Origin of the sequence: Rhizobium sp. Rhizsp42, from assembly GCF_047304155.1 — a bacterium.
Classification (GTDB): domain Bacteria; phylum Pseudomonadota; class Alphaproteobacteria; order Rhizobiales; family Rhizobiaceae; genus Rhizobium.
In genome coordinates this window covers 27368-49569 of the sequence record NZ_JBGLYS010000030.1, presented here as the reverse complement: position 1 = coordinate 49569, position 22202 = coordinate 27368, and the positions used below count along the sequence as shown (strand labels likewise).

24 protein-coding genes are annotated in these 22202 nt (G+C 63.1%); 9 read left to right on the top strand and 15 right to left on the bottom strand.

The genetic code is table 11. From position 1 onward, the window contains the following. Nucleotides 1-88: 88 nt before the first annotated feature. Nucleotides 89-313: an aa3-type cytochrome c oxidase subunit IV gene (locus tag ACCD05_RS23985; RefSeq protein WP_047509634.1), complete on the top strand. Its 225-nt coding sequence runs from the start codon at nucleotides 89-91 to the stop codon at nucleotides 311-313. A 94-nt stretch (nucleotides 314-407) separates the two neighbouring features. On the opposite strand, the gene ACCD05_RS23980 is transcribed toward ACCD05_RS23985, so the two are convergent. The 4 genes from ACCD05_RS23980 to rpsU (ACCD05_RS23965) form a co-directional block, all read right to left on the bottom strand. Continuing rightward, on the bottom strand, nucleotides 408-2066 hold the full coding sequence (locus tag ACCD05_RS23980) for a sensor histidine kinase (RefSeq protein WP_413395829.1): 1659 nt from the start codon (nucleotides 2064-2066) through the stop codon (nucleotides 408-410). A 216-nt stretch (nucleotides 2067-2282) separates the two neighbouring features. After that, nucleotides 2283-3344: an NAD(P)/FAD-dependent oxidoreductase gene (locus ACCD05_RS23975; protein ID WP_413395827.1), complete on the bottom strand. Its 1062-nt coding sequence runs from the start codon at nucleotides 3342-3344 to the stop codon at nucleotides 2283-2285. A 32-nt stretch (nucleotides 3345-3376) separates the two neighbouring features. Beyond that, complete coding sequence (locus ACCD05_RS23970; RefSeq protein WP_413395875.1) at nucleotides 3377-4228, bottom strand: tetratricopeptide repeat protein; 852 nt, start codon at nucleotides 4226-4228, stop codon at nucleotides 3377-3379. A gap of 146 nt (nucleotides 4229-4374) precedes the next feature. Then, nucleotides 4375-4590 carry a 30S ribosomal protein S21 gene (rpsU, locus tag ACCD05_RS23965; protein WP_018899827.1) on the bottom strand — a complete coding sequence of 72 codons (216 nt, stop codon included), beginning with the start codon at nucleotides 4588-4590 and terminating at the stop codon, nucleotides 4375-4377. 705 nt (nucleotides 4591-5295) lie between these two features. Here rpsU (ACCD05_RS23965) and rpsU (ACCD05_RS23960) point away from each other — a divergent pair. The 3 genes from rpsU (ACCD05_RS23960) to ACCD05_RS23950 all read left to right on the top strand — a co-directional run bounded on the left by rpsU (ACCD05_RS23960) (nucleotide 5296) and on the right by ACCD05_RS23950 (nucleotide 7192). Further along, a complete protein-coding gene (gene rpsU, locus ACCD05_RS23960) occupies nucleotides 5296-5535 on the top strand; it encodes a 30S ribosomal protein S21 (protein WP_018899825.1) in 240 nt (79 codons plus the stop codon). 34 nt (nucleotides 5536-5569) lie between these two features. Next, a complete protein-coding gene (locus tag ACCD05_RS23955) occupies nucleotides 5570-5794 on the top strand; it encodes a hypothetical protein (RefSeq protein WP_413395825.1) in 225 nt (74 codons plus the stop codon). Nucleotides 5795-6001: 207 nt separating this feature from the next. After that, nucleotides 6002-7192 carry a VWA domain-containing protein gene (locus ACCD05_RS23950; protein WP_413395823.1) on the top strand — a complete coding sequence of 397 codons (1191 nt, stop codon included), beginning with the start codon at nucleotides 6002-6004 and terminating at the stop codon, nucleotides 7190-7192. Between the two features lie 68 nt (nucleotides 7193-7260). Here ACCD05_RS23950 and ACCD05_RS23945 read toward each other — a convergent pair whose 3' ends face one another. After that, nucleotides 7261-8001 (bottom strand): SDR family oxidoreductase, encoded by a 741-nt coding sequence (locus ACCD05_RS23945; protein ID WP_413395821.1) that lies wholly within the window; start codon nucleotides 7999-8001, stop codon nucleotides 7261-7263. Nucleotides 8002-8122: 121 nt separating this feature from the next. On the opposite strand from ACCD05_RS23945, the gene ACCD05_RS23940 reads away from it, so the two are divergent. After that, nucleotides 8123-9046 carry a LysR substrate-binding domain-containing protein gene (locus ACCD05_RS23940; protein WP_413395819.1) on the top strand — a complete coding sequence of 308 codons (924 nt, stop codon included), beginning with the start codon at nucleotides 8123-8125 and terminating at the stop codon, nucleotides 9044-9046. A 57-nt stretch (nucleotides 9047-9103) separates the two neighbouring features. On the opposite strand, the gene ACCD05_RS23935 is transcribed toward ACCD05_RS23940, so the two are convergent. From ACCD05_RS23935 to ACCD05_RS23925, 3 genes are all read right to left on the bottom strand, one after another. After that, nucleotides 9104-9541 (bottom strand): VOC family protein, encoded by a 438-nt coding sequence (locus ACCD05_RS23935; protein ID WP_413395817.1) that lies wholly within the window; start codon nucleotides 9539-9541, stop codon nucleotides 9104-9106. Between the two features lie 14 nt (nucleotides 9542-9555). Beyond that, on the bottom strand, nucleotides 9556-9822 hold the full coding sequence (locus ACCD05_RS23930; protein ID WP_413395815.1) for a DUF2277 domain-containing protein: 267 nt from the start codon (nucleotides 9820-9822) through the stop codon (nucleotides 9556-9558). Nucleotides 9823-9927: 105 nt separating this feature from the next. Further along, the gene (locus tag ACCD05_RS23925) at nucleotides 9928-10329 is read right to left on the bottom strand and encodes a DUF930 domain-containing protein (RefSeq protein ID WP_413395813.1); all 402 of its coding nucleotides are present in this window, start codon (nucleotides 10327-10329) and stop codon (nucleotides 9928-9930) included. Nucleotides 10330-10597: 268 nt separating this feature from the next. On the opposite strand from ACCD05_RS23925, the gene ACCD05_RS23920 reads away from it, so the two are divergent. Genes ACCD05_RS23920 through ACCD05_RS23905 form a run of 4 tightly spaced genes read left to right on the top strand, consistent with a single transcriptional unit; the run spans nucleotide 10598 to nucleotide 15736 of the window. Further along, nucleotides 10598-11851, top strand: coding sequence for a sarcosine oxidase subunit beta family protein (locus tag ACCD05_RS23920; protein WP_016557052.1), 1254 nt, complete (start codon nucleotides 10598-10600; stop codon nucleotides 11849-11851). A gap of 12 nt (nucleotides 11852-11863) precedes the next feature. After that, nucleotides 11864-12205, top strand: a complete 342-nt coding sequence (locus ACCD05_RS23915; RefSeq protein ID WP_018899819.1) for a sarcosine oxidase subunit delta — start codon at nucleotides 11864-11866, stop codon at nucleotides 12203-12205. Further along, nucleotides 12202-15195: a sarcosine oxidase subunit alpha gene (locus ACCD05_RS23910; RefSeq protein WP_413395810.1), complete on the top strand. Its 2994-nt coding sequence runs from the start codon at nucleotides 12202-12204 to the stop codon at nucleotides 15193-15195. The genes ACCD05_RS23915 and ACCD05_RS23910 overlap by 4 nt, the downstream gene beginning before the upstream one ends. After that, nucleotides 15188-15736: a sarcosine oxidase subunit gamma gene (locus tag ACCD05_RS23905; RefSeq protein WP_413395808.1), complete on the top strand. Its 549-nt coding sequence runs from the start codon at nucleotides 15188-15190 to the stop codon at nucleotides 15734-15736. The genes ACCD05_RS23910 and ACCD05_RS23905 overlap by 8 nt, the downstream gene beginning before the upstream one ends. 109 nt (nucleotides 15737-15845) lie before the next feature. Here the strand turns inward: ACCD05_RS23905 and ACCD05_RS23900 are convergent, their stop codons facing one another. From ACCD05_RS23900 to ACCD05_RS23870, 7 genes are all read right to left on the bottom strand, one after another. Continuing rightward, nucleotides 15846-16271, bottom strand: a complete 426-nt coding sequence (locus ACCD05_RS23900) for a type II toxin-antitoxin system VapC family toxin (protein ID WP_413395806.1) — start codon at nucleotides 16269-16271, stop codon at nucleotides 15846-15848. A gap of 264 nt (nucleotides 16272-16535) precedes the next feature. Beyond that, on the bottom strand, nucleotides 16536-16661 hold the full coding sequence (locus ACCD05_RS23895) for a hypothetical protein (RefSeq protein ID WP_280638487.1): 126 nt from the start codon (nucleotides 16659-16661) through the stop codon (nucleotides 16536-16538). Between the two features lie 469 nt (nucleotides 16662-17130). Next, nucleotides 17131-17256, bottom strand: a complete 126-nt coding sequence (locus ACCD05_RS23890) for a hypothetical protein (protein WP_280637055.1) — start codon at nucleotides 17254-17256, stop codon at nucleotides 17131-17133. Next, nucleotides 17253-17441 carry a hypothetical protein gene (locus ACCD05_RS23885; RefSeq protein ID WP_413395804.1) on the bottom strand — a complete coding sequence of 63 codons (189 nt, stop codon included), beginning with the start codon at nucleotides 17439-17441 and terminating at the stop codon, nucleotides 17253-17255. Before ACCD05_RS23885 ends, ACCD05_RS23890 begins: the two co-directional genes overlap by 4 nt. Before the next feature lie 76 nt (nucleotides 17442-17517). Further along, nucleotides 17518-18003, bottom strand: a complete 486-nt coding sequence (locus ACCD05_RS23880; RefSeq protein ID WP_413395802.1) for a MaoC family dehydratase — start codon at nucleotides 18001-18003, stop codon at nucleotides 17518-17520. 89 nt (nucleotides 18004-18092) lie between these two features. Further along, a complete protein-coding gene (glgX, locus tag ACCD05_RS23875) occupies nucleotides 18093-20048 on the bottom strand; it encodes a glycogen debranching protein GlgX (RefSeq protein ID WP_413395800.1) in 1956 nt (651 codons plus the stop codon). A gap of 520 nt (nucleotides 20049-20568) precedes the next feature. Next, nucleotides 20569-22200 carry an alpha-D-glucose phosphate-specific phosphoglucomutase gene (locus ACCD05_RS23870; RefSeq protein ID WP_111563428.1) on the bottom strand — a complete coding sequence of 544 codons (1632 nt, stop codon included), beginning with the start codon at nucleotides 22198-22200 and terminating at the stop codon, nucleotides 20569-20571. Nucleotides 22201-22202: the final 2 nt, after the last annotated feature.

Below are 22202 nucleotides of genomic sequence, written 5' to 3'. Positions count from 1 at the left end.
GCGGGACATTTGCGCGTGGGAGCGCGTGGATGAGAAAGGCATGCGGCCGCATCATGATGCGGGCCGGGGTTTCAGGGAGATGACAAGCATGGCCGAGCACAATACCGGACCCGCCGAAGTCGGCGCGCCGATGGACTATCCAGCGCACGAGCAGACCTACAACATGTTCCTGGTGGCCGCGAAATTCGGCACGCTGTTCCTCGTTGCGCTGCTGCTCGGCATGACCGCCGGCTTCTTCGCAGGCGCCGGCCTGCTCGGCGGCATCGTGGTGCTGCTGATCGTCTTCATCGCCGGCCTCGTGCTGCTGCGCTAAGCGCGGCTAACGGGCTCTCCAGAAAATTCGAAGTGATGGATCCGGGTGGTTGGCCGCCCGGATTTCGTGCGTGTGCGTGTAAGAGGTGATTGCCTCAGTCGCGCTGCAGCACGCGGCGCGGCGCCGTCAATTCCCAGCGCAGGCCTTCCGGGCGGAAGTCGACGTGGACGCTGCCGCTGAAGGCGGCGGCGGCGTGGTTCTTGATGACGGTCGTGCCGAAGCCGGAGCGCTCGGGTGCTGTGACAGGCGGGCCGTTTCGCTCGTCCCAGACGACGCGCAGCATCTCCTCGGTGTGCTCGTCTTCCTGGATGCTCTGCCAGTAGAGCCGGACGCGGCCCTGGGGGACCGAGAGCGCGCCGTACTTGATCGAGTTGGTGGCGAGCTCATGCAGGGTGAGGCCGAGGTTCTGCACGGCCTCGGGCTTCAGCATGAAATCGGTGCCGGTCACCTCGATCTGCTGCAGGGCGTGCGGGAAGGCTTCGAGGTGGATATCGATGACACGACGCAGCGACGCGCCGGCCCATTGCTCGCTGGTCAGAAGCTGGATGGAGCGCGCCAGCCCCTCGAGGCGATCGGCGACGGCTGCCTGGTATTCCTCCACCGAGCTCGCCTGCCGGGCGATCTGGCGCATCATCGCCTGGGCGAGCGCAAGCAGGTTCTTGGTGCGGTGGACGAGTTCGTTCATGACGAAATGCAGCCGGTCTTCCGTCTGGCTGCGGTCGAAGGAGGCGTTGGAGAGCGCCACGGCCACGCGGTTGGCCTCGATCACGCTGGTTTCGATCGGCGCGACGATGTGGCCTTCGCCCATGCGGTTGGCCATATCGGCGATGGCGCGGATGGTGGTGCGGACCTGGCGGGCGACGATATAGGCGCCGAAGATGGCGACCAGAAACAGCGCGATGCCGCCGATGATCAGGAAGCGCCATGTCGTGAGGATCGAGGCCTGGGCGGTGGCGACCGGTCCCCAGACCACGGCCTTCCAAGACCAGCCGGGGATCTGCGCATAGCCGAGCAGAGCCTTGGGCATGATGACGCTATCCTCGTAGACGCCGCTCGAATTGACCAGCTGAGGCAGAATGCGCGGATCGAAAGGCTGGCCGAAGGCGAGATTGGTGGCGCCGGCGGAGGCGACGACATGGCCGCTCTGATCGAGGATAGCGGCCGACCAGTCGGACGACAGGCCCTCCGTCGAGACCATCTTGGCGAGGTCCTTGGCGTTCTGGGTGACGATCAGGGCCGCGACGTCGCCGATCTTGACGGGCATGGCGACGTTGTAGACCCACTCGCCGCTGGTGCGGCCCATGAAGACATCGGATGCCTCGATGCGGCCGGAGCGCATGACCGATTCCACCGACGGCAGGTTGGCCACCTTGCCGAGTGGCGTGCCGTAATCGACGCGGGTGTTGAGCAGCAGCTGGCCCGATTTGTCCACCGCCAGCACGTAGAGCGTGTCGCCACGCATCGCGGTTTCGGTGCGGTTATGGAAGGCGGCGAAATCGTCGTGCTCGAGTTCGGGGGAGGTCGAGAGCAGCCTGAGCGTTGTCGCCATGTCCTGCAGCTGGCGGTCGACCGTGCGGGCAAGGGCGGTGGCGTCCTGCGCGGTCTCGCGCTTCAGGATCGAACGCTGGCTGTCTTCCAGTTGGCCGAGCAGCAGTGCCACCAGCGCGAAAATGGGAAGCGCCACGGCAACAGCCATCGCGATCAGGTATGTACCGATCGAAGCCTTGGGGAAGAAACGCAGGCTACGCTTCATCGGCACTGGCACCGCCTGACGTGTGAGAGAGCGGCCGCGGACACAGGTTTCCAACAGGTAACAGCAGAGACTTCAATCACGATATCCGCCCTCAACGCGCTATCACATTCCCGATAGCCTGCTATCGAACGTGTCGCATGTTAGGGGCAGGGGGGATCGCTTGCAACATACTAAAACATAGCCGAGGGCATTTGTCGGTCAGCGCTGCTTGCGCTGTCAGAGGAAGCGGGTGGGCCTGAAGGGCGTGAGCATCGGATCGCTCTCGCCCTGCAAAATCTCGCTGGAGGCGAGCATGCCGGCGAGCGGCGCCAGCGTCACGCCGGAGTGCATGACGGCGATATAGAGGCCGTCGCAGACATCGCCGATCATAGGGAAACCGTCCTTCGGCGTCGGGCGGTAGCCGACGGTGAAGAAGTCCATGGCGAGCGACTGGCTGTCGGCAAGTGCTGCCTTCACCTTGGCGAACAGGGCTTGCGCCGTGGCATGCTGGTCTTCGCCCGGCTGTGCGCCGCCGAAATCGCTGCCGGCGATGATGCGGCCCTCCGATGTCTGGCGCATGTGCAGCTCCGGCGCCATGACGAGGCCGTTCAGCCGCCTTGCATGCGGGCGGGAATGGACGATGAGGCCGGCGGGCGTTTCGATCGGCAGCGTGATGCCGATGCTTGCGGTCAAGGGTGCGGTGCCGGCGCCGGAGGCGAGCACGACATGATCGGCCTCCATCACGCCTGCCGACGTCACCACGCCGGAGATGCGCTCGCCAGTGCGCAGCAGCCCGCGCACGGCGGCGTCGATCACGGTCGCGCCGCGCGTCTTGGCATCGGCGAGCATCATGCGGGCGGCGGCGACCGGCTCGACGGCGCCTTCCTTGGCAACGACCACGGCATGGTCGGGATGATTGGCGAGATGAGGTTCGCGCTTACGGATCGCATCGCCATCGACGCGTTCGATGCCGTAGCCCCAGGCGCCATGCTCGGCGATGAAGGCTTCCAGCCGCTCCGGCGGCAGGTCCCAGGAGAGGCTGCCGCACCATTCGAGCGGCAGGCCGGGCAGTTCGCCAGCCAATCTCTTCCACTCGGCCATCGAACGGCGGCGGAAGCGATAGTAGAATTCAGGATTGCCCCAGCTGGCGTTGATCCATGCGAAGGAGCAGGGGGTGGCGACGCCGCCATTGTCCTCGGCGACGACGGTGACCTTGGCGCCATCGCAGGCCAGATGCCAGGCGATGGAGGCGCCGATGATACCGGCGCCGACGACGATCACATGCGGTTTGGCAGCCATCGTCGTCTTCATCCTTCGCTGATTAGGCTGGATCAGCCGGCGGCGCTGACGCGGGCGAGGCCGTCCTTGGCAGGCTGGTACTTCGGGCTGAGGCCGATGGCGTGGCGATAGGAGCGAGCGGCCTTCTGCTTGTCGCCGCGGCGCTCGTAGACCAGCGCCTGGTTGGCCCAGCTCTCGGCGATGTTGCCGTTCAGCTCGATCGCGTGGTTGAAGTCGGCGAAGGCGTTGTCGTCGTCATTGAGCGCGATATAGGAGATGCCGCGGCCGTTATAGGGCTCCGGCGAGTTCGGCGAGAGCGAGATCGCCTTGGAGAAATCGTCGATCGCCTTGGCCTGGTCGTTGCGCTTCTGGAAGATTAGGCCGCGATTGTGGTAGGCGCGGCCGTCGGTGGTGCCGTTCTGGATCGCCTTGTTGAAATCGTTGAAGGCGGCATCGTCCTGGCCGGCGGTGCGGTAGACGTTGCCGCGGCCGATCAGAGCCACGTCGTAGTTCGGGTTGATCTGCAGTGCGGAATTGTAATCCTGGATCGCCTGCTGCTGCTGGCCCATGTTGCGGTAGACGAGCGCGCGGTTGGCGTAAGCCTGGTAGAATTTCGGATTGATCTGCAGGGCGGTGTTGAAATCGTTCAGCGCCGCGCGGAAGTCGCCGCCGCGACCATAGGCGGAACCGCGAACGTTGTAGCCTTCGGGGTCGCGCGGGTTGGCGTTGATGACCGAGGTCAGCGATGCGATGTTTTCCTGCGAGCCCTGGGCCTTGTCGATGCGGATGACGGCATCGGAGGTGCTGTTCGTGGTGCAGCCGGCGAGGCCGAGAGCGGCGACCAGCGCCAGCACGGCCAGGGCGGTCATTTTCGTCGACGAACGCAAGGATCGGGCATTCAACATCGTATCAGCCATGCGGGCTCGTTTTCCCCATTACGGCCGGCCGGTCTTGAGACGGGCAGGCGAAGCAGCAAACAAAAAAGGCGGTGGCGACCAGATCGCCCCCGCCAACATGCATCTGAAAACGTCGAAATAACGACGGGAACGCCTTAGCGTGCAGCAACTCCGCCTTCGCGCTGAAGGCGCTTGCGGGCCAGCTTGCGAACGCGACGAACAGCTTCAGCCTTTTCGCGAGCGCGCTTTTCCGAAGGCTTTTCGTAGTAGTCGCGCATCTTCATTTCGCGGAAAATGCCTTCGCGCTGCATTTTCTTCTTGAGAGCGCGGAGAGCCTGGTCAACATTGTTGTCGCGGACGAGTACCTGCACGAGAATCACGTTCCTTTGGTTCGGTTGATGCCTGGGTCATCCCAATGACAGAGGCAAAAAATGTTCATTCCGCGCGGCAGCGCCTCGCGATTGGTGTGCGGGATAGCAGATCACTTGGCCGAAGTCCATATGGATCAGCGGGTTTCAGCCGAAAAAACCCTGCAATCCAGGCTCGCATTGGCGCAAAAGGTATTTTCCCCCTCGCATCGCGCCACAAGTGCCCCATGCGGTGCCCGAAAGCCCCGTGGCGGCAGGGCTTGGCGGCTAATTCCGGTTCGTTCCTTGCATCGGCTGTCGTTTGCACTATAATTGCGCCATCGACTATTGCTTGTGACCTTTGTCAAAGAGCCCAATCGCTCCGTCAGATCTCCTCTCAAAATCGATCATGCCCGGCACGCGATTGTCGGGAAATGCCTCGCATTGGAAGTGATCATTGGTATCGCTGCGAGGATCGGCTTTTTGCCGGTCGCCTCAGGATTTCGATCCTCCGGCGCAGCAGTTCAGACCGTTTCGGGGCCTTGGTCTCGATTGTTGAAATTGCCGGCGGCGATTTCGGCACCACTTAGCCGGCATCCTCGATGCCAGACACGAAACCGCGACGATTGCCGTCAGGACATCCCGGCCTCGCTTATGGCGCCAAGGGCGGGAAACAGTTTTCGGCTCGTCACAAACCGGCAACTCGTTGCCGCAAGAAAGGAATACAATTTGCAGGTTCTCGTCAGGGATAACAATGTCGACCAGGCGCTCCGCGTCCTGAAGAAGAAGATGCAGCGCGAAGGTCTCTTCCGCGAATTCAAGGCGCGCAGCGCCTATGAAAAGCCGTCGGAAAAGCGCGTGCGCGAAAAGGCCGAAGCCGTTCGCCGCCAGCGCAAGCTGACCCGCAAGAAGCTGCAGCGCGAAGGCCTGCTTCCTGCACCGAAGAAGGCCGTGCGTCCGGCCCGCTAAAGGCTGGCCCAACGCTTAGATGTAGAGAGCGCAGATGACTTCAGATGATGAATTCTTCAATCAGGCCAAGCTCTCGTCTCGCGATAAGGCTGTCGTGACCGACACGACGGCCCGTGCGATCATTTCAGCCGAGGCCGCGGCTCGCGAATTGAAGACGGAGAAGCTCAAGGCTCTCCGCCTGCAACGCGCTGCCGAGGCCCCGCCTGAGGCCGAACCCGCCAAGAAAAAGCGGGCAACGTCCAAGACCGCGTCCTCCTGATCTCGGAGCGCCCGATCGGGCACGCGTCATTCCTCCCGACAATCGGTTGATTGTGCACATCGGCATCGGGCCCCTTTGGGTCTGTGTCGCCGATCGGTGCTTTATTCCTCTGTTCTAAAATGACCCGGACTTCTCGGTAGGCTTACCTCCGGTTAAGTGCGATTCAACGTGCGATGGCACTTTTGCGCCGCGTGCTCGTTTTCGAGCATGCTGTACGTTCAAGACATAAAGCGTCTCTTTAGGCGCCGGGACGGAAACTTCGGCATCACCACCGCGCTCGTGCTGCCGATTCTCGTCGGTGTGGCGGGGCTGGCGGTCGATACCGCCAACCTTTCCCTGTCGCAGCGCCAGTTGCAGGAAGCGACGGATGCATCGGCGCTTGCCGTCTCGACCGCGCTTATGAAGGGAACCGCCGACGAGACGTCAGGAAAGACGCTGGGGCTTGATTTTCTCTCCGGTCAGGTGGCCAGCATTGCCGGCAGCACGGCTGCGGCGGCCGCCAAGCAGGCGGCTACGGTCTCGATCACGACGATGACCACTTCGTCCGGAAAAAGCTTCGTCGTGGGCGTGACCGCCTCGATGCCGGTGACGTTGACGCCGCTTAGCGCGCTCATCGCCGGCAATACGAGAACCGTGTCGGCCGCCAGCAAGAGCACCAGCGGCACGGGAACGACGAAGAACGGAATCTCGATCGAGGTGCTTCTCGATGCGTCCACGTCGATGTCCGAGGATACGACAACGCAGAACGGCACGAAGTGCGCGATCTACCTGCTCGGCATCTGCATCGGTACGCAGCCTGCCTATTACAGCAAGATCGACGCACTGAAGATTGCTGCGGGCAAGCTGTTCGATTCGCTCGACAAGTACGATCCGAACGCTCGCTATGTCCGCAGCGGCGCGATTTCCTATACCAGCAGCATCAAGGGACAATCGCCAATGGCCTGGGGCACGACGAGCGCCCGGGGTCACGTAAGCGGTATAACGATCGAAAAGAACAATGGTACGGACGCCACGGCGGCGATGAAGGCGGCGAACGCCAACATCGCCAAGAACCAATACGGCACCGACACGGAAAGCGTCGAGCAGAAGAAGAGGGACAACACCAATTCCGACCGCATCATCATCTTGATGACCGACGGCGACATGACCGGGGATACCGGCAGTTGGGTGAGCAAGCTCGACCAATCGGTACGCGACGAGTGCACCAACGCCAAGGCGGCCGGCATCAAGATCTATACGGTGGCGTTCATGGCGCCGGACAAGGGCAAGGCGCTCTTGAAATTCTGCGCCTCTACCGACGCCAACTATTACGAGCCGAACACGATGGATGCGTTGACGGCGGCGTTCAGCTCGATCGGCGAGGCGGCGACCAAGTCGACGAGCCGGCTGACGAACTGAGAAACGGCAACGGCTCGCCGCTCCTTTCCGGAGAGGCGAGCCGTCGCATCGTCACGTCATTGTATCAATCAGAATTCCTGGGCGGTCGGGCGCAGGACGATTTCGTTGATATCGACATCGTCAGGCTGTGAGATGGCATAGGCGATAGCGCGGGCGACGGCGCTTGCCGGAATGGCGATCTTGTAGAAATCGAGCACGCTCGATTGCGCGGTACCCGTGGTGTTGTGCTTGAGCTCGCTGTCGACGGCGCCGGGCTCGATCGAGGTGACGCGAACCTTGGAGCCGACTTCCTGGCGCAGGCCGTCGGAGATGGCGCGGACGGCGAACTTGGTGCCGGAATAGACGGTTCCACCCGGCGCGAAAACCTTGATACCGGCAACCGAGCTCAGGTTGATGATGTGGCCGCGGCTCTTTTCCAGGAAGAAGGGGAGGGCTGCCGCGATGCCATAGAGCGTGCCCTTGATGTTGACGTCGATCATCGCGTCCCATTCCTCGGTATTGACCTCGGCCATCGGACGGATCGGCATGATGCCGGCATTGTTGATCAGCACATCCAGCGTGCCGAAATCGGCGATCACGGCGTCGGTCACCTGCTTCACCTGGTTCTTGTCGACGACGTCGAGCTGGTAGGCGCGGGCTTCGCCGCCAGCCTTGGTGATTTCGGCGACGACGTCATCGAGCTTGTCCTTGCGGCGGGCGGCGATCGCGACGCGGGCGCCGTTGGCTGCCAGATGGCGCGCGGTTTCAGCGCCGAGGCCGGTGCTGCCACCGGTGATGAGTACGACTTTACCCTTGATGTTCTCACTCATGATCGTTCTCCTTGTTTGGCCTGAACTCTGCTGGCCTTTGATGATTGGATCATGCGCCTCGGATATCTATTTCAGAAATTTATTTGTTTGATCCTAGATATTCACGGTGCATTATAACTGAATGCGATACGACCTTAACCTGCTGCCTGTCTTCGTGACGCTGATGGAGGAGCGCAATGTCACGCGCGCCGCCGACCGCCTGGGGATCACCCAGCCGGCGCTCTCCAATGCGCTTTCGCGGCTGCGCGTCGTCATGCGCGATCCGCTGTTCGTGCGCGAGCGCTATGGGATGCAGCCGACGCAGATGGCGCTGGAGCTGGCGCCCGTGATCGCCACCGCGCTGGCGGCGATCGACGGGGCAGTGCTCGGGCAGCAGGAGTTCGATCCCGCTGAGGCCGATCTCTCCTTCACCATCGCGCCCAACAGCTATGTCGAATATGTGCTGATGCCTGCCATCGTCGCGAGGTTGCGCGAGACGGCGCCGGGGATCAGGCTTCGGTTGACGCCCTATGGTAACGACCTCATCGAGACCGGTGTCATGTCGGGCACGACGGCCATGGTGCTCGGCCGCATCGTCGAGCCGCCGGACAATCTGGTGGTGCAGCATCTGATGGACGAGGGGCTCGCCTGCGTGATCAGGGCCGATCATCCAGAGATTTCGGACAGCCTGTCGAAGGAGCAGTACGAGCGGATGAGGCATGTCAACGTCGTGCCCCATGGCCGCTTGCGCGTCGGGTTGTTCCAGGCGCTGGAGCAGCGTGGGCTACGGCGCGAGGTGGCGGTGTCGGTGACGCATTTCCTCGCCGTGCCGGAGATGATCGCGGTCACCGACTATTGCGCGACGCTGCCGCGGCTGATCTGCCAGCACCTGGCGGCCGATCCCAGGCTGAAGATCGTGCCGGCGCCCGTCGATCTCGGCAGCTTCCCCGTCGATCTCGCCTGGCACGTCCGCCACCGCAACGACCCCGCCCATCGCTGGCTGCGCTCGCTGATTGCGGATGTGGCGCGCGAGGTTTCGGAGGTGCGGTGGATGCCGGGAGAGTGAGGGGGAGCGGCCGGCTTGAGGCGGTGTGGCTTTCGCCGATATCGTCTGCAGATGCCCTCAGCCCAGTTCCTGCGCAAGGCCGATCAATAGCCCTCCGGGACCCCTGATATAGCAGAGCCGATAGGCGTCCTTGTATTGCACCAGCTCGCCTTCGAGCCGGGCGCCGCGTTTGGCGAGCCGTTCGAGCGTGTCGTCGATGTCGTCCACGGCGAACATGACGCGGAGATAGCCGAGAGCGTTGACCGGGGCGTCGCGGTGATCGGCGATGATATCAGGCGAGATGAAGCGCGAGAGTTCGAGGCGGCTGTGGCCATCCGGCGTGCGCATCATGGCGATCTCGACTTGCTGATCGCCGAGCCCGGTGATGCGTCCGGCCCACTCTCCTTCGACCATGGTGCGGCCCTCGAGTTCGAGGCCGAGTTCGCGGAAGAAATCGATCGTCTCATCGAGGTCGTCGACGACGATGCCGACATTGTCCATGCGCTTGACGGCCATGCGTCCGGCCTCCTTCACGCGAACCGGAGCGCTGATTTCGCACGCGCCTTGGCGGCCACTTCCTCGCGGTCGCGGGGTGGCTGCGAGGTCTCCAGCGTGTCCAGCAGCTCTCGGGCGCAGGCTGCGATCGACATGACTGCCGCCTCGAAGGCTTCCTCGTTGCGTTTCGATGGCTTGTTGGTGCCGCTCAGCTTGCGCACGAACTGAAGCGCCGCATCATGGATTTCCGCGTCCGTTGCCGGCGGGTCGAAATTGGACAGGGGTTTGATGTTCCGGCACATGCCTTGCCTCCCTTTCTCGTCATGCCGCACGGTTGGCTGCGGCGTGACCTACAAGGGAAGCTAGGCGAGGGGACGGTGATTGCAACCGCAAGCGATGCCAGCCGCTTACGGATAGAGATAGTATCGCGTCCAGTCCTTGTGGGCGATGATTGCGCCGCGCTTGAAGGTGAAGGCGACGATCGAGAGGTGGTCGGGGCTTGTCGTGCAGGCGTAGGAGAGGCGGTACCAATTGCCGTTGCGCCGGAACACCGCGCCATCCGCATCGACATGCACCGCCGTGCGCTTCGGGTGCGAGAAGGTGTAGGAGATGACCTTGTCGGCCTGAAGACGATCCATCGCCTCGATGTCGCATCGCTGATCGAGCTGATCGACAGGCATGAGCTTCTTGATCTGGGAGATCGTTCTGCTATCGAGCGCCAGCGCGTTGGTCGAAACGGCGCAAATCGTAAAAAGGGCGAGGGCCGGCTTGAATAGGGCGGGGCCCATCGGGGGTAGTAGCTTTGCCATGCGGGGCGACTAGCACGCGTTTTCAAAGCCGATCAAGGTCGGGCGAGACCCGATCACGACATTGGGATTTCGTTCGGCGATTTCGTGTAGGCCATTTCGCGCGGCCGGCGGAAATGTCGCAGCCTCACTTGCGCCGCATCCGGCGCAATCTTTCACCGTGTCAAAACAAAAGCCTTCCGGCGTCGCAAAAGAAACGTTGTGCCGCATTTGGATTTGCGATTTGTATGGCCGACGACAGGGGATTTTCCCCGCAAGGAGATCAAGGCGGATGCGCAGATATTCGGTTTTTGCCGTGGCACGTGAGGCTCTCAGGGGGCACAAGGGCTGGGACAAGCAATGGACTTCGCCGGAGCCGCGCGCCGAATACGACGTCATCATCATCGGTGGCGGCGGACATGGCCTGGGCGCGGCCTATTATCTGGCCAAGGAGCACGGCATCACCAATGTCGCGGTGCTCGAAAAGGGCTGGCTCGGCGGCGGCAATACCGGCCGTAACACGACCATCATCCGCTCGAACTATCTCTATGAAGAGAGCATGCACATCTACGAGCATTCGATGAAGCTCTGGGAGAACCTCTCGCAGGATCTCAACTACAATGTCATGTACTCGCCGCGCGGCGTGATGATGCTGTCGCACAATGTGCACGACCAGCAGTCGTTCAAGCGCCATATCCATGCCAACCGTCTCTACGGCATCGACAATGAATGGCTGACGCCGGAGCAGGCCAAGGCTTATTGTCCGCCGCTCGATATCTCTGCCAGCGCCCGCTATCCGATCAATGGTGCGGCGCTCCAGCGTCGCGGCGGCACGGCGCGCCACGATGCGGTTGCCTGGGGCTATGCGCGTGCTGCGTCCGATCGTGGTGTCCATATCATCCAGAACTGCGAAGTGACCGGCATTCGCCGTGGCCCTGACGGTCGCGTCACCGGTGTCGAGACGTCGCGTGGCTTCATCGGCGCCAAGAAGGTCGGTGTTTCGGCCGCCGGCCACACGACCACGGTCATGAAGATGGCCGATGTGCGCGTGCCGCTGCAATCGAGCCCGCTGCAGGCGCTGGTATCGGAACCGCTGAAGCCGATCTTCCCCTGCGTGGTCATGTCCAACACGGTGCATGCCTATATTTCGCAGTCCGACAAGGGCGAGCTCGTCATCGGCGCCGGCACCGACCAGTACAATTCCTACAGCCAGACCGGCGGCCTGCAGATCATCACGCATACGCTCGATGCCATCTGCGAGCTCTTCCCGATGTTCCGCCGCGTCAAGATGATGCGCCAGTGGGGCGGTATCGTCGACAACACGCCGGATCGCTCTGCCATCCAGTCGAAGACGCCGGTTCCGGGGCTCTATGTCAACTGCGGCTGGGGCACCGGCGGCTTCAAGGCGACGCCGGGCTCGGCCAATCTCTTCGCGCACCTCATTGCCCGCGACGAGGCGCACAAGTTCAATGCCGGCCTGACGCTGGACCGCTTCCGCACCGGCCGTCTGATCGACGAAGCCGCCGCCGCAGCCGTCGCGCACTGACACGAGGACATCATGCTTCTTATCTATTGCCCATACTGTCAGGAAGAGCGCTCCGAGCTCGAATTTCGCGGCGCCGGCGATGCGCATATCGCCCGCCCCACCAATATCGCCGAGATCTCCGACGAACAGTTCGAGGAGTTCTTCTTCCTGCGCGACAACCCCAAGGGGCTGATCTTCGAACGCTGGCGCCACCAGCACGGCTGCGGCCGCTTCTTCAACGCGGCGCGCGACACGATCAGCGACAAGTTCATCATGACGTACAAGGCCGGCGAGCCGAAGCCCGATATCGGTGCGGCCGTAACGCCCCATGCTCCCGTCGAGACCTATGAGCAGCTCGAAGGAGAAGCGAAATGAGCGCTGCGAACCGTATATCAGGCAAGGGCCGCCTAACGCCCGCCAAGACCGCGCGCTTCACCTTCGACGGCAAGACCTATACCGCGCTCGAGGGTGACACCGTCGCCTCGGCGCTGATTGCCAACAACATCCATCTGGTCGGCCGCTCGTTCAAGTATCACCGCCCGCGCGGGATTCTGTCGGCTGGCGCCGAGGAGCCGAACGCGCTGATCGACGTGTCGCGTGATGCCGCCCGCAAGCAGCCGAACGTGCGCGCCACCGTGCAGGAAGTGTTCGACGGCATGATCGTCGAATCGCAGAACCGCTTCCCGTCGCTTTCGTTCGATATCGGCGGCATCAACAACCTGCTCTCGCCCTTCTTCGCGGCCGGCTTCTACTACAAAACCTTCATGTGGCCGAAGGCCGCCTGGAAGAGCCTCTACGAGCCGATCATCCGCCGCGCGGCCGGCCTCGGCGTTGCGCCGAAGGAAGCCGATCCCGATCACTATGCCGGCCGTTACGCGCATTGCGACGTGCTTGTCGTCGGTGCCGGCGTGGCCGGTCTTTCGGCGGCATTGGCTGCGGCGCAGACCGGCGCCAAGGTCATCCTCTGCGACGAACAGGCCGATGTCGGCGGCGCGCTGCGCTACGATAGCGGCGTGACGATCGACGGTCTCTCCGGCTACGAGTGGGCGCAGAAGACGGTTGCGGCGCTGAAGGCGATGGACAATGTGCAGGTTCTGACCCGCACCACCGCTTTCGGTTATTACAACCATAATTTCGTCGGCCTCGCCGAGCGCGTGACCGACCATGTCGCCAACCCGAGCCGCCATCTGCCGCGCGAGCGTCTGTGGCAGCTGCGCGCCAAGCGCGTCATCCTCGCCAACGGCGCCATCGAGCGCCACATGGTGTTCCCGAACAACGACCGTCCGGGCATCATGCTCGCGTCCGCCGCGCGCATGTATCTCAACCAGTACGGCGTTACCGTCGGCCAGAAGGTCGGCGTCTATACGGCGCACGACTCGGCCTATGAGGCGGCCTTCGACCTGAAGCGCGCAGGCGTCGAGATCGCGGCGATCGTCGATTGCAGGCAGACGCCGGGTGCTGCGGTTCTGGCCGAGGCCCGTTCGCTCGGCATCGATGTTCTCTCTGGCCAGTCGGTCGTCAACACCTCAGGCAAGCTGCGCATCTCGTCGATGACTGTTGCCCGCAACGGCGGCGGCTCGCCGCGCAAGATCGCGGTCGATGCGCTGCTGGTTTCGGCAGGCTGGACGCCATCGGTGCATCTGTTCTCACAGTCGCGCGGCAAGGTGAAGTTCGAGCCGGAAACGCAGCGCTTCCTGCCCGGCACCTATGCGCAGGATTGCCTCTCCGTCGGCGCCTGCAACGGCACCGACGACCTGCAGCGGACGATCGAGGAATCGCTGGCCGCGGGCGAGCTCATGGCGCAGGCAGCCGGCAAGGCGTCGGCGGGCAAGATCAGCATCTCGGCCGAGCAGGCGCATCAGTGGACCGGCGGGATGATCGGTGCGGCCGAAGGGGCGGGGCCTGAGACCAGCGCCAAGGCGTTCATCGATTTCCAGCACGACGTCTGCGCCAAGGATATCCGCCTTGCGGTGCGTGAGGGGATGCACTCGATCGAGCACATCAAGCGCTTCACGACCAACGGCATGGCCTCCGACCAGGGCAAGCTCTCCAACATGCACGGCTTGGCGATCGCCGCCGAGATGCTGGGCAAGGAAATCCCGCAGGTTGGTCTCACCACCTTCCGCGCGCCCTATACGCCGGTGACCTACGGCACGCTGATCGCGCATTCGCGTGGCGAGCTGTTCGATCCGACGCGCAAGACGCCGCTGCACCAGTGGGAAGAAGCCCAGGGTGCGGTGTTCGAGGATGTCGGCAATTGGAAGCGTGCGTGGTTCTACCCGCGCGCCGGCGAAACCATGCACCAGGCGGTCGCGCGCGAATGCAAGACGGCGCGTGATGTGGCGGGCGTGTTCGATGCCTCGACGCTCGGCAAGATCGAGGTCGTCGGTCCCGATGCCGCCGAGTTCATGAACCTGATGTACACCAACGCCTGGGACACGCTGAAGCCCGGCAAGTGCCGCTACGGCATCATGACCCGCGACGACGGCTTCGTTTATGACGACGGCGTCGTCGGGCGCCTGGCCGATGATCGCTTCCACGTGACGACGACGACGGGCGGCGCGCCGCGCGTGTTGAACCACATGGAAGACTATCTGCAGACCGAGTTCCCGCATCTGAAGGTGTGGCTGACGTCTGTGACCGAGCAGTGGGCCGTTATCGCCGTGCAGGGTCCGAAGGCGCGCGAGATCATCGCGCCGCTGGTCGAAGGCGTCGATATCTCCAACGAGGCCTTCCCGCATATGAGCGTTGCCGAGTGCACGGTCATGGGCGTTCCGGCGCGTCTCTTCCGCGTCTCGTTCACCGGCGAGACCGGCTTCGAAATCAACGTGCCGGCCGATTACGGCCAGTCGGTTCTCGAAGCCGTCTGGGCGAACGCCGAGCCGCTCGGCGCCTGCGTCTACGGCACCGAGACGATGCACGTTCTTCGCGCCGAGAAGGGCTATATCATCGTCGGCCAGGATACGGATGGTACCGTGACCCCTGACGATGCCGGCCTCAACTGGGCGGTATCGAAGAAGAAGACCGACTTCGTCGGCATTCGCGGCCTGAAGCGCCCGGATCTCGTCAAGGAAGGCCGCAAGCAGCTGGTCGGCCTCGTCACCAAGGATCCGACGCTGGTGCTCGAAGAGGGGGCGCAGGTCGTCGCCAACCCGAACGAGCCGAAGCCGATGACGATGCTGGGTCACGTGACCTCGTCCTACTGGTCGGAAAACCTTGGCAAGTCGATCGCGTTTGCGCTCGTCGCCGGTGGCCGCAAGCGCATGGGCGAGACGCTCTACGTGCCGATGCCCGACAAGACGATCGCGGTCGAGGTGACGGATATGGTGTTCTTTGACAAGGAAGGAGGCCGCATCAATGGCTGATACGGCAGTTCGCACATCCGTTCTCACGGGCAAGCAGGGCGGCTCCGCCAGCGTACGGCTGACGGCCGCGCCGAATGCCACGCGCGTGGCGCTTCGTGCACCGGCGGAATCGCTTTCGGCGCTCTCGTCTGCGCTCGGCGTGACCGTTCCCGACGCGCCGAAGACCTCGGGTCGCAAGGGCGGCCGCGCCGCACTCTGGCTCGGGCCGGACGAATGGCTCGTCATCGACGAGAGCGGCGCAGACCTCATGGGCGCGCTGAAGGACGTGGGCGTCGTGCATTCGGCAACCGACGTCTCGCACCGCAACGTCGCGATCATCGTCTCCGGCCCGGGCGCCGAAACGACGATCTCCACGGGCTGCCCGCAGGACCTCTCGCTCGAAGCATTTCCCGTCGGCGCCTGCTCGCGCACGCTGTTCGGCAAGGCCGAGATCGTGCTCTTGCGCACCGAGGAGGATACGTTCCGGGTGGAATGCTGGCGGTCCTTCGCGGACTTCGTCTTCGGCCTGCTTGCCGAGGGCGCCGAGGATGCGGGGCACTGAGCTTCGCTGTGTTGTGATTATGAGATCGGGGACGGTGCCAGCGCGCCGTCCCCGATTTGGTTTTGGCTATGCCCAAGGCCCTGAGGACCGACAGGCAACGCCAACCGCATCAGCAATTTATAACGTCGACATAACCAGTCGATGCCATCGCCAGCATCACCTTGTCGCGTGACACGATTGGCATCCTTCTCACCCGCGCCGTTGCTATCAGATAGCAATCGCCTGGGTCCTTGTGTCCTGTGGTCATGACCACATCCGCCGCCTCTATCGCAATTTTCTGGTTGATTGAAATCACCCTCGCAGCGGTTTCACGCACGGCGTCTCGAAACCAGTTGGCAATGCCGGCGCCGCCTATGTCAGGCGCATTGTTCGGTTTCCGCACTGCAAGCGAGAGCTCCCAAGCCGTGATCGGCGAGACGTAGAGGCTGCGTGCCTCCTGGCCTTTGCCAATCGCGACGAGAGCTTCATCGGAGAGGGGGTGATTTCCGCTGACCAGCCAGTAGAGCGCGTGCGTGTCGAGCAGAACCCCCGGCAATATTGTTGGCCTCTACTTTCGCCGATCTTTCAAGGCTTGCGATGAGATCGGCTTGGTCAGATCGACGTCCTTGCGAATCTTCAGGTCGCTATCCTTCAAAGCGCCGGCACCACGCACAGTGACGGTTTTCCCGGTCTTTGCGTCGCGAACGATAACAGCCGATTGTGCCGAGGATTTTGCCATGTGCTCAGTATAGTCGATCCGCGTTATGAAGGCGACGCCAACTTTTGGGTGTGTTTTTATTACGCGCTCGCTAGGGGTGATCTACTCGCCCGGCTGATCGCGATGCTTGCGCCATTCCCGCTCGTGCCAAAGAACCGCGGCATAGGCGAGGATGGCGATGATGGCCGGGAGGCCGAATGATACGAACAATAAGGCACCAGTATTCATGGTCTGAGCCCCTTTAGCGTTCTTCTCGCCAAAGAATGTAATATCGCGGCGAGCAAACGCCAACCTACGCGATAGCAGGCAGGCCAACAGCTGTAGAGCCGCCTGCCGCTTACGCGACGTCTTCCTCGGGCTTGTCCCGAGGATCTAAGCACGTCTCCGCGGGTTCAACGGTCATGGCTCAAGGCTCTGCAGGCTGCGGCCTCAGTCCTCCGCCGCGTCACGGCAATTCACGTCCAGTGTTGATTGACCCAAGGCAGATGCTCGGCACAAGACCGAGCATGACGACGCGCGCGAGGCTGGCCTAGCCAACCTACTCGCTCGGCTCGTTGTGGTGACGCTTTATGTCCCACATGTGCATGCGCATCGCGATGTAGCCGAGTAAGATAACGACTGCCGGTGTGACGACGAAAGCAAATACCCAATCGCTCATTGATCGATCCCATTCAGAACGTGTCTTATCAGGATACTACTACTCGCCCGGCTGATTGCGTTGCTTGCGCCACTCGCGCTCGTGCAGCAGGAAGGCGATGTAGGCGAGGGCCGCGATGATGGCGGGCAGGCCGAATGAGATGAAGAATAGTGAACCAAAGCTCATGGGATCAGTCTCCTGAGCGTCAATCTCGCTATGTAATGTAATAGCACCGCCACGGAAAGCCAAGCGCAGAGGTAACCCGAAAGCCAAAGGCGCGACAGCTGAGCGAAATTGCCGATGCCGTAGAGCGCGCCGGCGATCGGCGTAACGATGCCGACGGTGAAGCAGGCCGTCGAGGCGCGGTCCAAGGCGTTGGCGAAAGCTTTGTCTGCTCATTATATGCCAAGCTCATCGCCGCCCTCCGCGCGCTATATCTGGTCCCGCCTAGTGGTCCTCCGGCCGATCCTTCGGGTCGAACTGGATGATCGTCGTCCAGCGTGCCGTCAGCGCCGGCTTGCGTTCGTTTTCGATCTCGATGGTGACATCGTAGGTGGTCATCAGCATGCCGCCGCCGCGGAAGCGGGCTTCGGCGAGGACAAAGCGGCCGCGGATGCGGGCGCCGGATTTGACGGGGGCTACGAAGCGAACGGCGTCGAAGCCGTAGTTGATGCCCATGGTCTGCTCGCGCACCTTGGGCAGGCAGTTGTAGTTCATCGCAGACAGCAGCGAGAGCGTCAGGAAACCATGGGCGATCGTGCCGCCAAAGGGGCTGTCGGCGGCGCGGGCCGGATCGACATGGATGAACTGGTGGTCGTGGGTGGCGTCGGCGAAGGCATTGATCATCGTCTGATCGACGACGATCCAGTCCGAAAGGCCGGTTTCCGTGCCGACCAGCCCGCGAACGTCAGCGAGCGAGATTTCCTTGACCATCAATTCCTCTTGAAAAAAGCTGCTTCGAAAAGACTTACAATGGCTTCGTGACGATTACGATAAGGATATTAATGCAACTTACGGGCGCGTCAATTTCCCAGGAAGAAAGAAACCGATCTTGCCGGGACGCGCGCCCGTGTTTGCGGCGCGGAGCCTTCATCCTGGTCAACCCGGCGCCATGTCGCATCGGCGGGCAGCGAAAACGTATGTTCGGATTGGGCGCGGTTGAAGAGCACCGCCAGCCTGATCTGTTTGCCGGTGTTTGCGTCCTCGCTTTGCAGGATCATGCCGAGCGTGGCGAAGTCAGGTGTCTCCCAATCCGAGACGGCCATCTGTTGGCCTGAGGGCGCGATCCAGGAGACGTCTCCGTCGCCCTTGAAGAAGGCGAATTGCGAGAAGACGCTGAAGCGCTTGCGTAGCTTTGAGACGAAAGCGGTGTGGGCGATCAGTTCTTCGTCGAGCGAGGCCCAGTCGACCCAGGTGATGGCATTGTCCTGGCAATAGGCGTTGTTGTTGCCGCGCTGGCTGCGGCCGCCTTCGTCGCCTGCCGTCAGCATCACGGTGCCGCGCGTCGCAAAGAGCGTGGAGATGAGGGCCTTCAGGTCGGCGCGGCGGCGCGCGATGATTACGGGGTCGTCGGTCTCGCCCTCAGCGCCGTTGTTCCAGGAGTGGTTCTCGTTGTGGCCGTCGCGATTGTCCTCGCCGTTGGCCTCGTTGTGCTTGCCGGCGTAGGAGACGAGGTCGTGCAGCGTGAAGCCGTCATGGGCCGCGAGGAAGTTGACGCTGCGGGTGGCGGTGGCGCCATCGCGAGCGAAGATGTCGGAAGAGCCTGATAGTGCCGAGGCCAGCGCGCCGGTTTTGTAGTGGTCGCCGCGCCAGTAGCATCGGAGGTCGTCGCGGGCGCGGTCGTTCCATTCGAGGAAGGGGGCGGGGAAGTTGCCGAGTTGATAGCCGCCGGGGCCGATGTCCCAGGGTTCGGCGATCATGATGCGGTCGCGCAGAACCTCGTCGTCCAGCATCGCCTTCAGCGTTTCGCCGTGCGCTTCGAAGCCTGAAGCGGTGCGGCCGATGATCGGCGCGAGATCGAAGCGGAAGCCGTCGATGCCGGCGTTAGCCACGAAATGGCGGAGTGTGTCGACGATCAACTGGCGGACATAGGGATGGTCGCAGGCCACCGTGTTGCCGGTGCCGGTGTCGTTGACGAGAGTCCCGGGTTGGCCGGGGACGTGGCGTAACATGGAGCGGTTGTCGAGGCCGCGCATGGAGAGCGTCGGGCCGAAGCGGTCGCTTTCGCCGGTGTGGTTGAAGACCAGGTCAAGGATGACGCCGATGCCTTCAGCGTGGAGCTTGGCGACGGTGTCGCGCAGCTCGGCGATGCCGCCGGGGGCAAGGCGCGGGTCGAGCGCCATGAAGGCGACGGGGTTGTAGCCCCAGCCGTTGGTCAGGCCGAGCGGGGGGAGGTGACGCTCGTCGATCCAGGCGGTAATCGGCATCAGCTCGATGGCGTCGACGCCGATGCGCTTGAGGTGGGCGATGACAGAGGGGTGGGCAAGGGCCGCGATGGTGCCGCGCTCTGCTTCCGGCACATCCGGGTGCAGCATGGTGAAGGGGCGGACCGCGACCTCGTAGATGAAGCCGCCGGGGCGGAAGATGGGGGCTGCGGGCTTGGCGGCGGTGTTGCGGGTGACGATCGCGCGGGGGACGAGGTGCTGGGTGTCGGCGCCGAATTTCGAGAGTAGCGGGTCGTAGCGGAAGGGGCGGTCGATTTCTCTAGCGTAGGGGTCGACCAGGAGTTTGGCGGGGTCGAACCAGAGGCCGTCGTCGGGCGCGTAGGTGCCTTCGGCGCGGTAGCCGTAGCGGGCGCCCGGCGCAATGCCTTCCACGAAGAGATGGTGGAGGTCGTCTTCGCCTCGCGTCATCGGCAGGCGGTCGGTTTCGCGGCCGGTCTGGTCGAAGAGGCAGAGGTGGAGCTTCGTGGCGTCGCTTGAGCGGACGACGAAGGTGGCGCCTGTGGCGGTGAGGGTTACGCCGGAAGCGAAGGGCATTGGGTGCTAGGTCCTTGTTCCGGGGGGATTTTTGATGGGGTTGATGTGGTGCCGTGTGGCCCCCTCATCCGCCCTACGGGCACCAACCGGGGTCGAGCCACTGGTCTCGCCCCGTCCTTCGGACCCCCGTTGGGGAGAAGGGAAGATGGAGCGAGCGGCCCGCCCCGAGTCTCTTCTCCCCGACGGGGAGAAGGTGGCGGCAGCCGGATGAGGGGGCTGCACGGTAGGAGGCAAGAGGTGGAAGTTAGCTAGGGTTACGCCGGGAATTGGAGAAAATAGAGAGGTCGGCATGTGGTGTTACCCCCCTCTGCCCTGCCGGGCATCTCCCCCACAAGGGGGGAGATCGCAAGCGGCTAGCGCTCGCTCAGCTTGAAAGGTTGCCTTGGCGGAAACGCTACGTTCGAGGAAGGACACCGATTGGTGCTCCCAGCCGATCTCCCCCCTTGTGGGGGAGATGCCCGGCAGGGCAGAGGGGGGTAGAGGCATCCGCTGCTCCCGATCGGGCATTAGAGAGGCTATCTCAGGTTATCACCGAAGGGGCGTCGCGGCCGGTGCGGGACTTGATGTCGGCGATGGTTTCGGCGGCGGCGATGAGGTCGGCCAGTGCTTCCTGGGTCTCGATGTTGTGGCGGCTGGAATCGGGCTCGTAGCGCTCGATGTAGACGCGCAGCGTGGCGCCCGAGGTGCCGGTGCCCGACAGGCGGAAGACCACGCGGGAGCCGCCCTCGAACATGATTCGGATGCCCTGGTGTTCGCTCACCGACTTGTCGACCGGATCGTGATAGGCGAAATCGTCTGCCTTTTCGACCTTGAGCGGGCCGAAGGTCTTGCCGGGAAGGCTGGAGAGCTGGGCGCGGAGATTGTCGACCAGGCCGTTGGCGGCTTCGGTGTCGACGCCTTCATAGTCGTGGCGCGAATAGTAGTTGCGGCCGTAGGTCTGCCAGTGCTGGGTGACGATGTCCTGAACGCTCTCGCCGCGTACGGCCAGGATGTTCAGCCACATCAGGACCGCCCAGAGGCCGTCCTTTTCGCGCACGTGGTTCGAGCCGGTGCCGGCACTTTCCTCACCACAGATCGTCGCCATGTTGGCGTCGAGCAGGTTGCCGAAGAACTTCCAGCCGGTCGGCGTTTCATACATGCCGATGCCGCGCTTTTCAGCGACGCGGTCGGCCGCGCCCGAGGTCGGCATGGAGCGCGCGATGCCGGTGAGGCCGCCGGAATAGCCGGGGGCGAGATTGGCGTTGGCGGCGATGATCGCCAGGCTGTCTGAAGGCGTGACGAAGATGCCGCGGCCGATGATGAGGTTGCGGTCGCCGTCGCCATCGGAAGCAGCGCCGAAATCAGGGGCGTCGTCGCCCATCATCTCGTCGTAGAGCTCCTTGCAGTGAACGGGGTTCGGGTCCGGATGGTGGCCGCCGAAATCGGGCAGCGGCATGAAGTTGCGGACCGAGCCGGACGGGGCGCCGAGGCGGTTTTCGAAGATTTCCTTGGCATAGGGGCCGGTGACGGCGCTCATCGCATCAAACGCAATGCGGAAGCCGAGGCTGATCAGGTTGCGGATGGCGCCGAAGTCGAACAGCTCTTCCATCAGCGCCGTGTAGTCCTCGACCGAGTCCAGAACCGAAAGCAGCATGCCGCCGGGCAGCTCGTCCTTGCCGATACGGTCGAGATTGACGTCGGGGAAATCGGCGATCTTGTAGGTGTCGATCACCTTGGTGCGCGCATAGATCGCGTCGGTGATCTTTTCCGGCGCCGGGCCGCCATTGCTGATGTTGTACTTGATGCCGAAGTCTTCGGTCGGGCCGCCTGGGTTATGGCTGGCGGAGAGAATGATGCCGCCGAAGGCCTTGTACTTGCGGATCACATGCGAGGCAGCCGGCGTCGAGAGGATGCCGCCCTTGCCGACGATGACCTTGCCGAAGCCATTGGCGGCGGCCATCTTGATCGCCTTCTGAATGACTTCCTTGTTGTAGTAGCGTCCGTCGCCGCCGATGACGAGGGTCTTGCCCTGAAATCCTTCCAGCGAATCGAAAATCGACTGGATGAAGTTTTCCGCGTAGTTCGGCTGCTGGAATACCGGGACCTTTTTACGCAGTCCCGACGTGCCGGGCTTCTGATCCTGATAGGGGGTGGTGGATACGGACTTGTTCATTT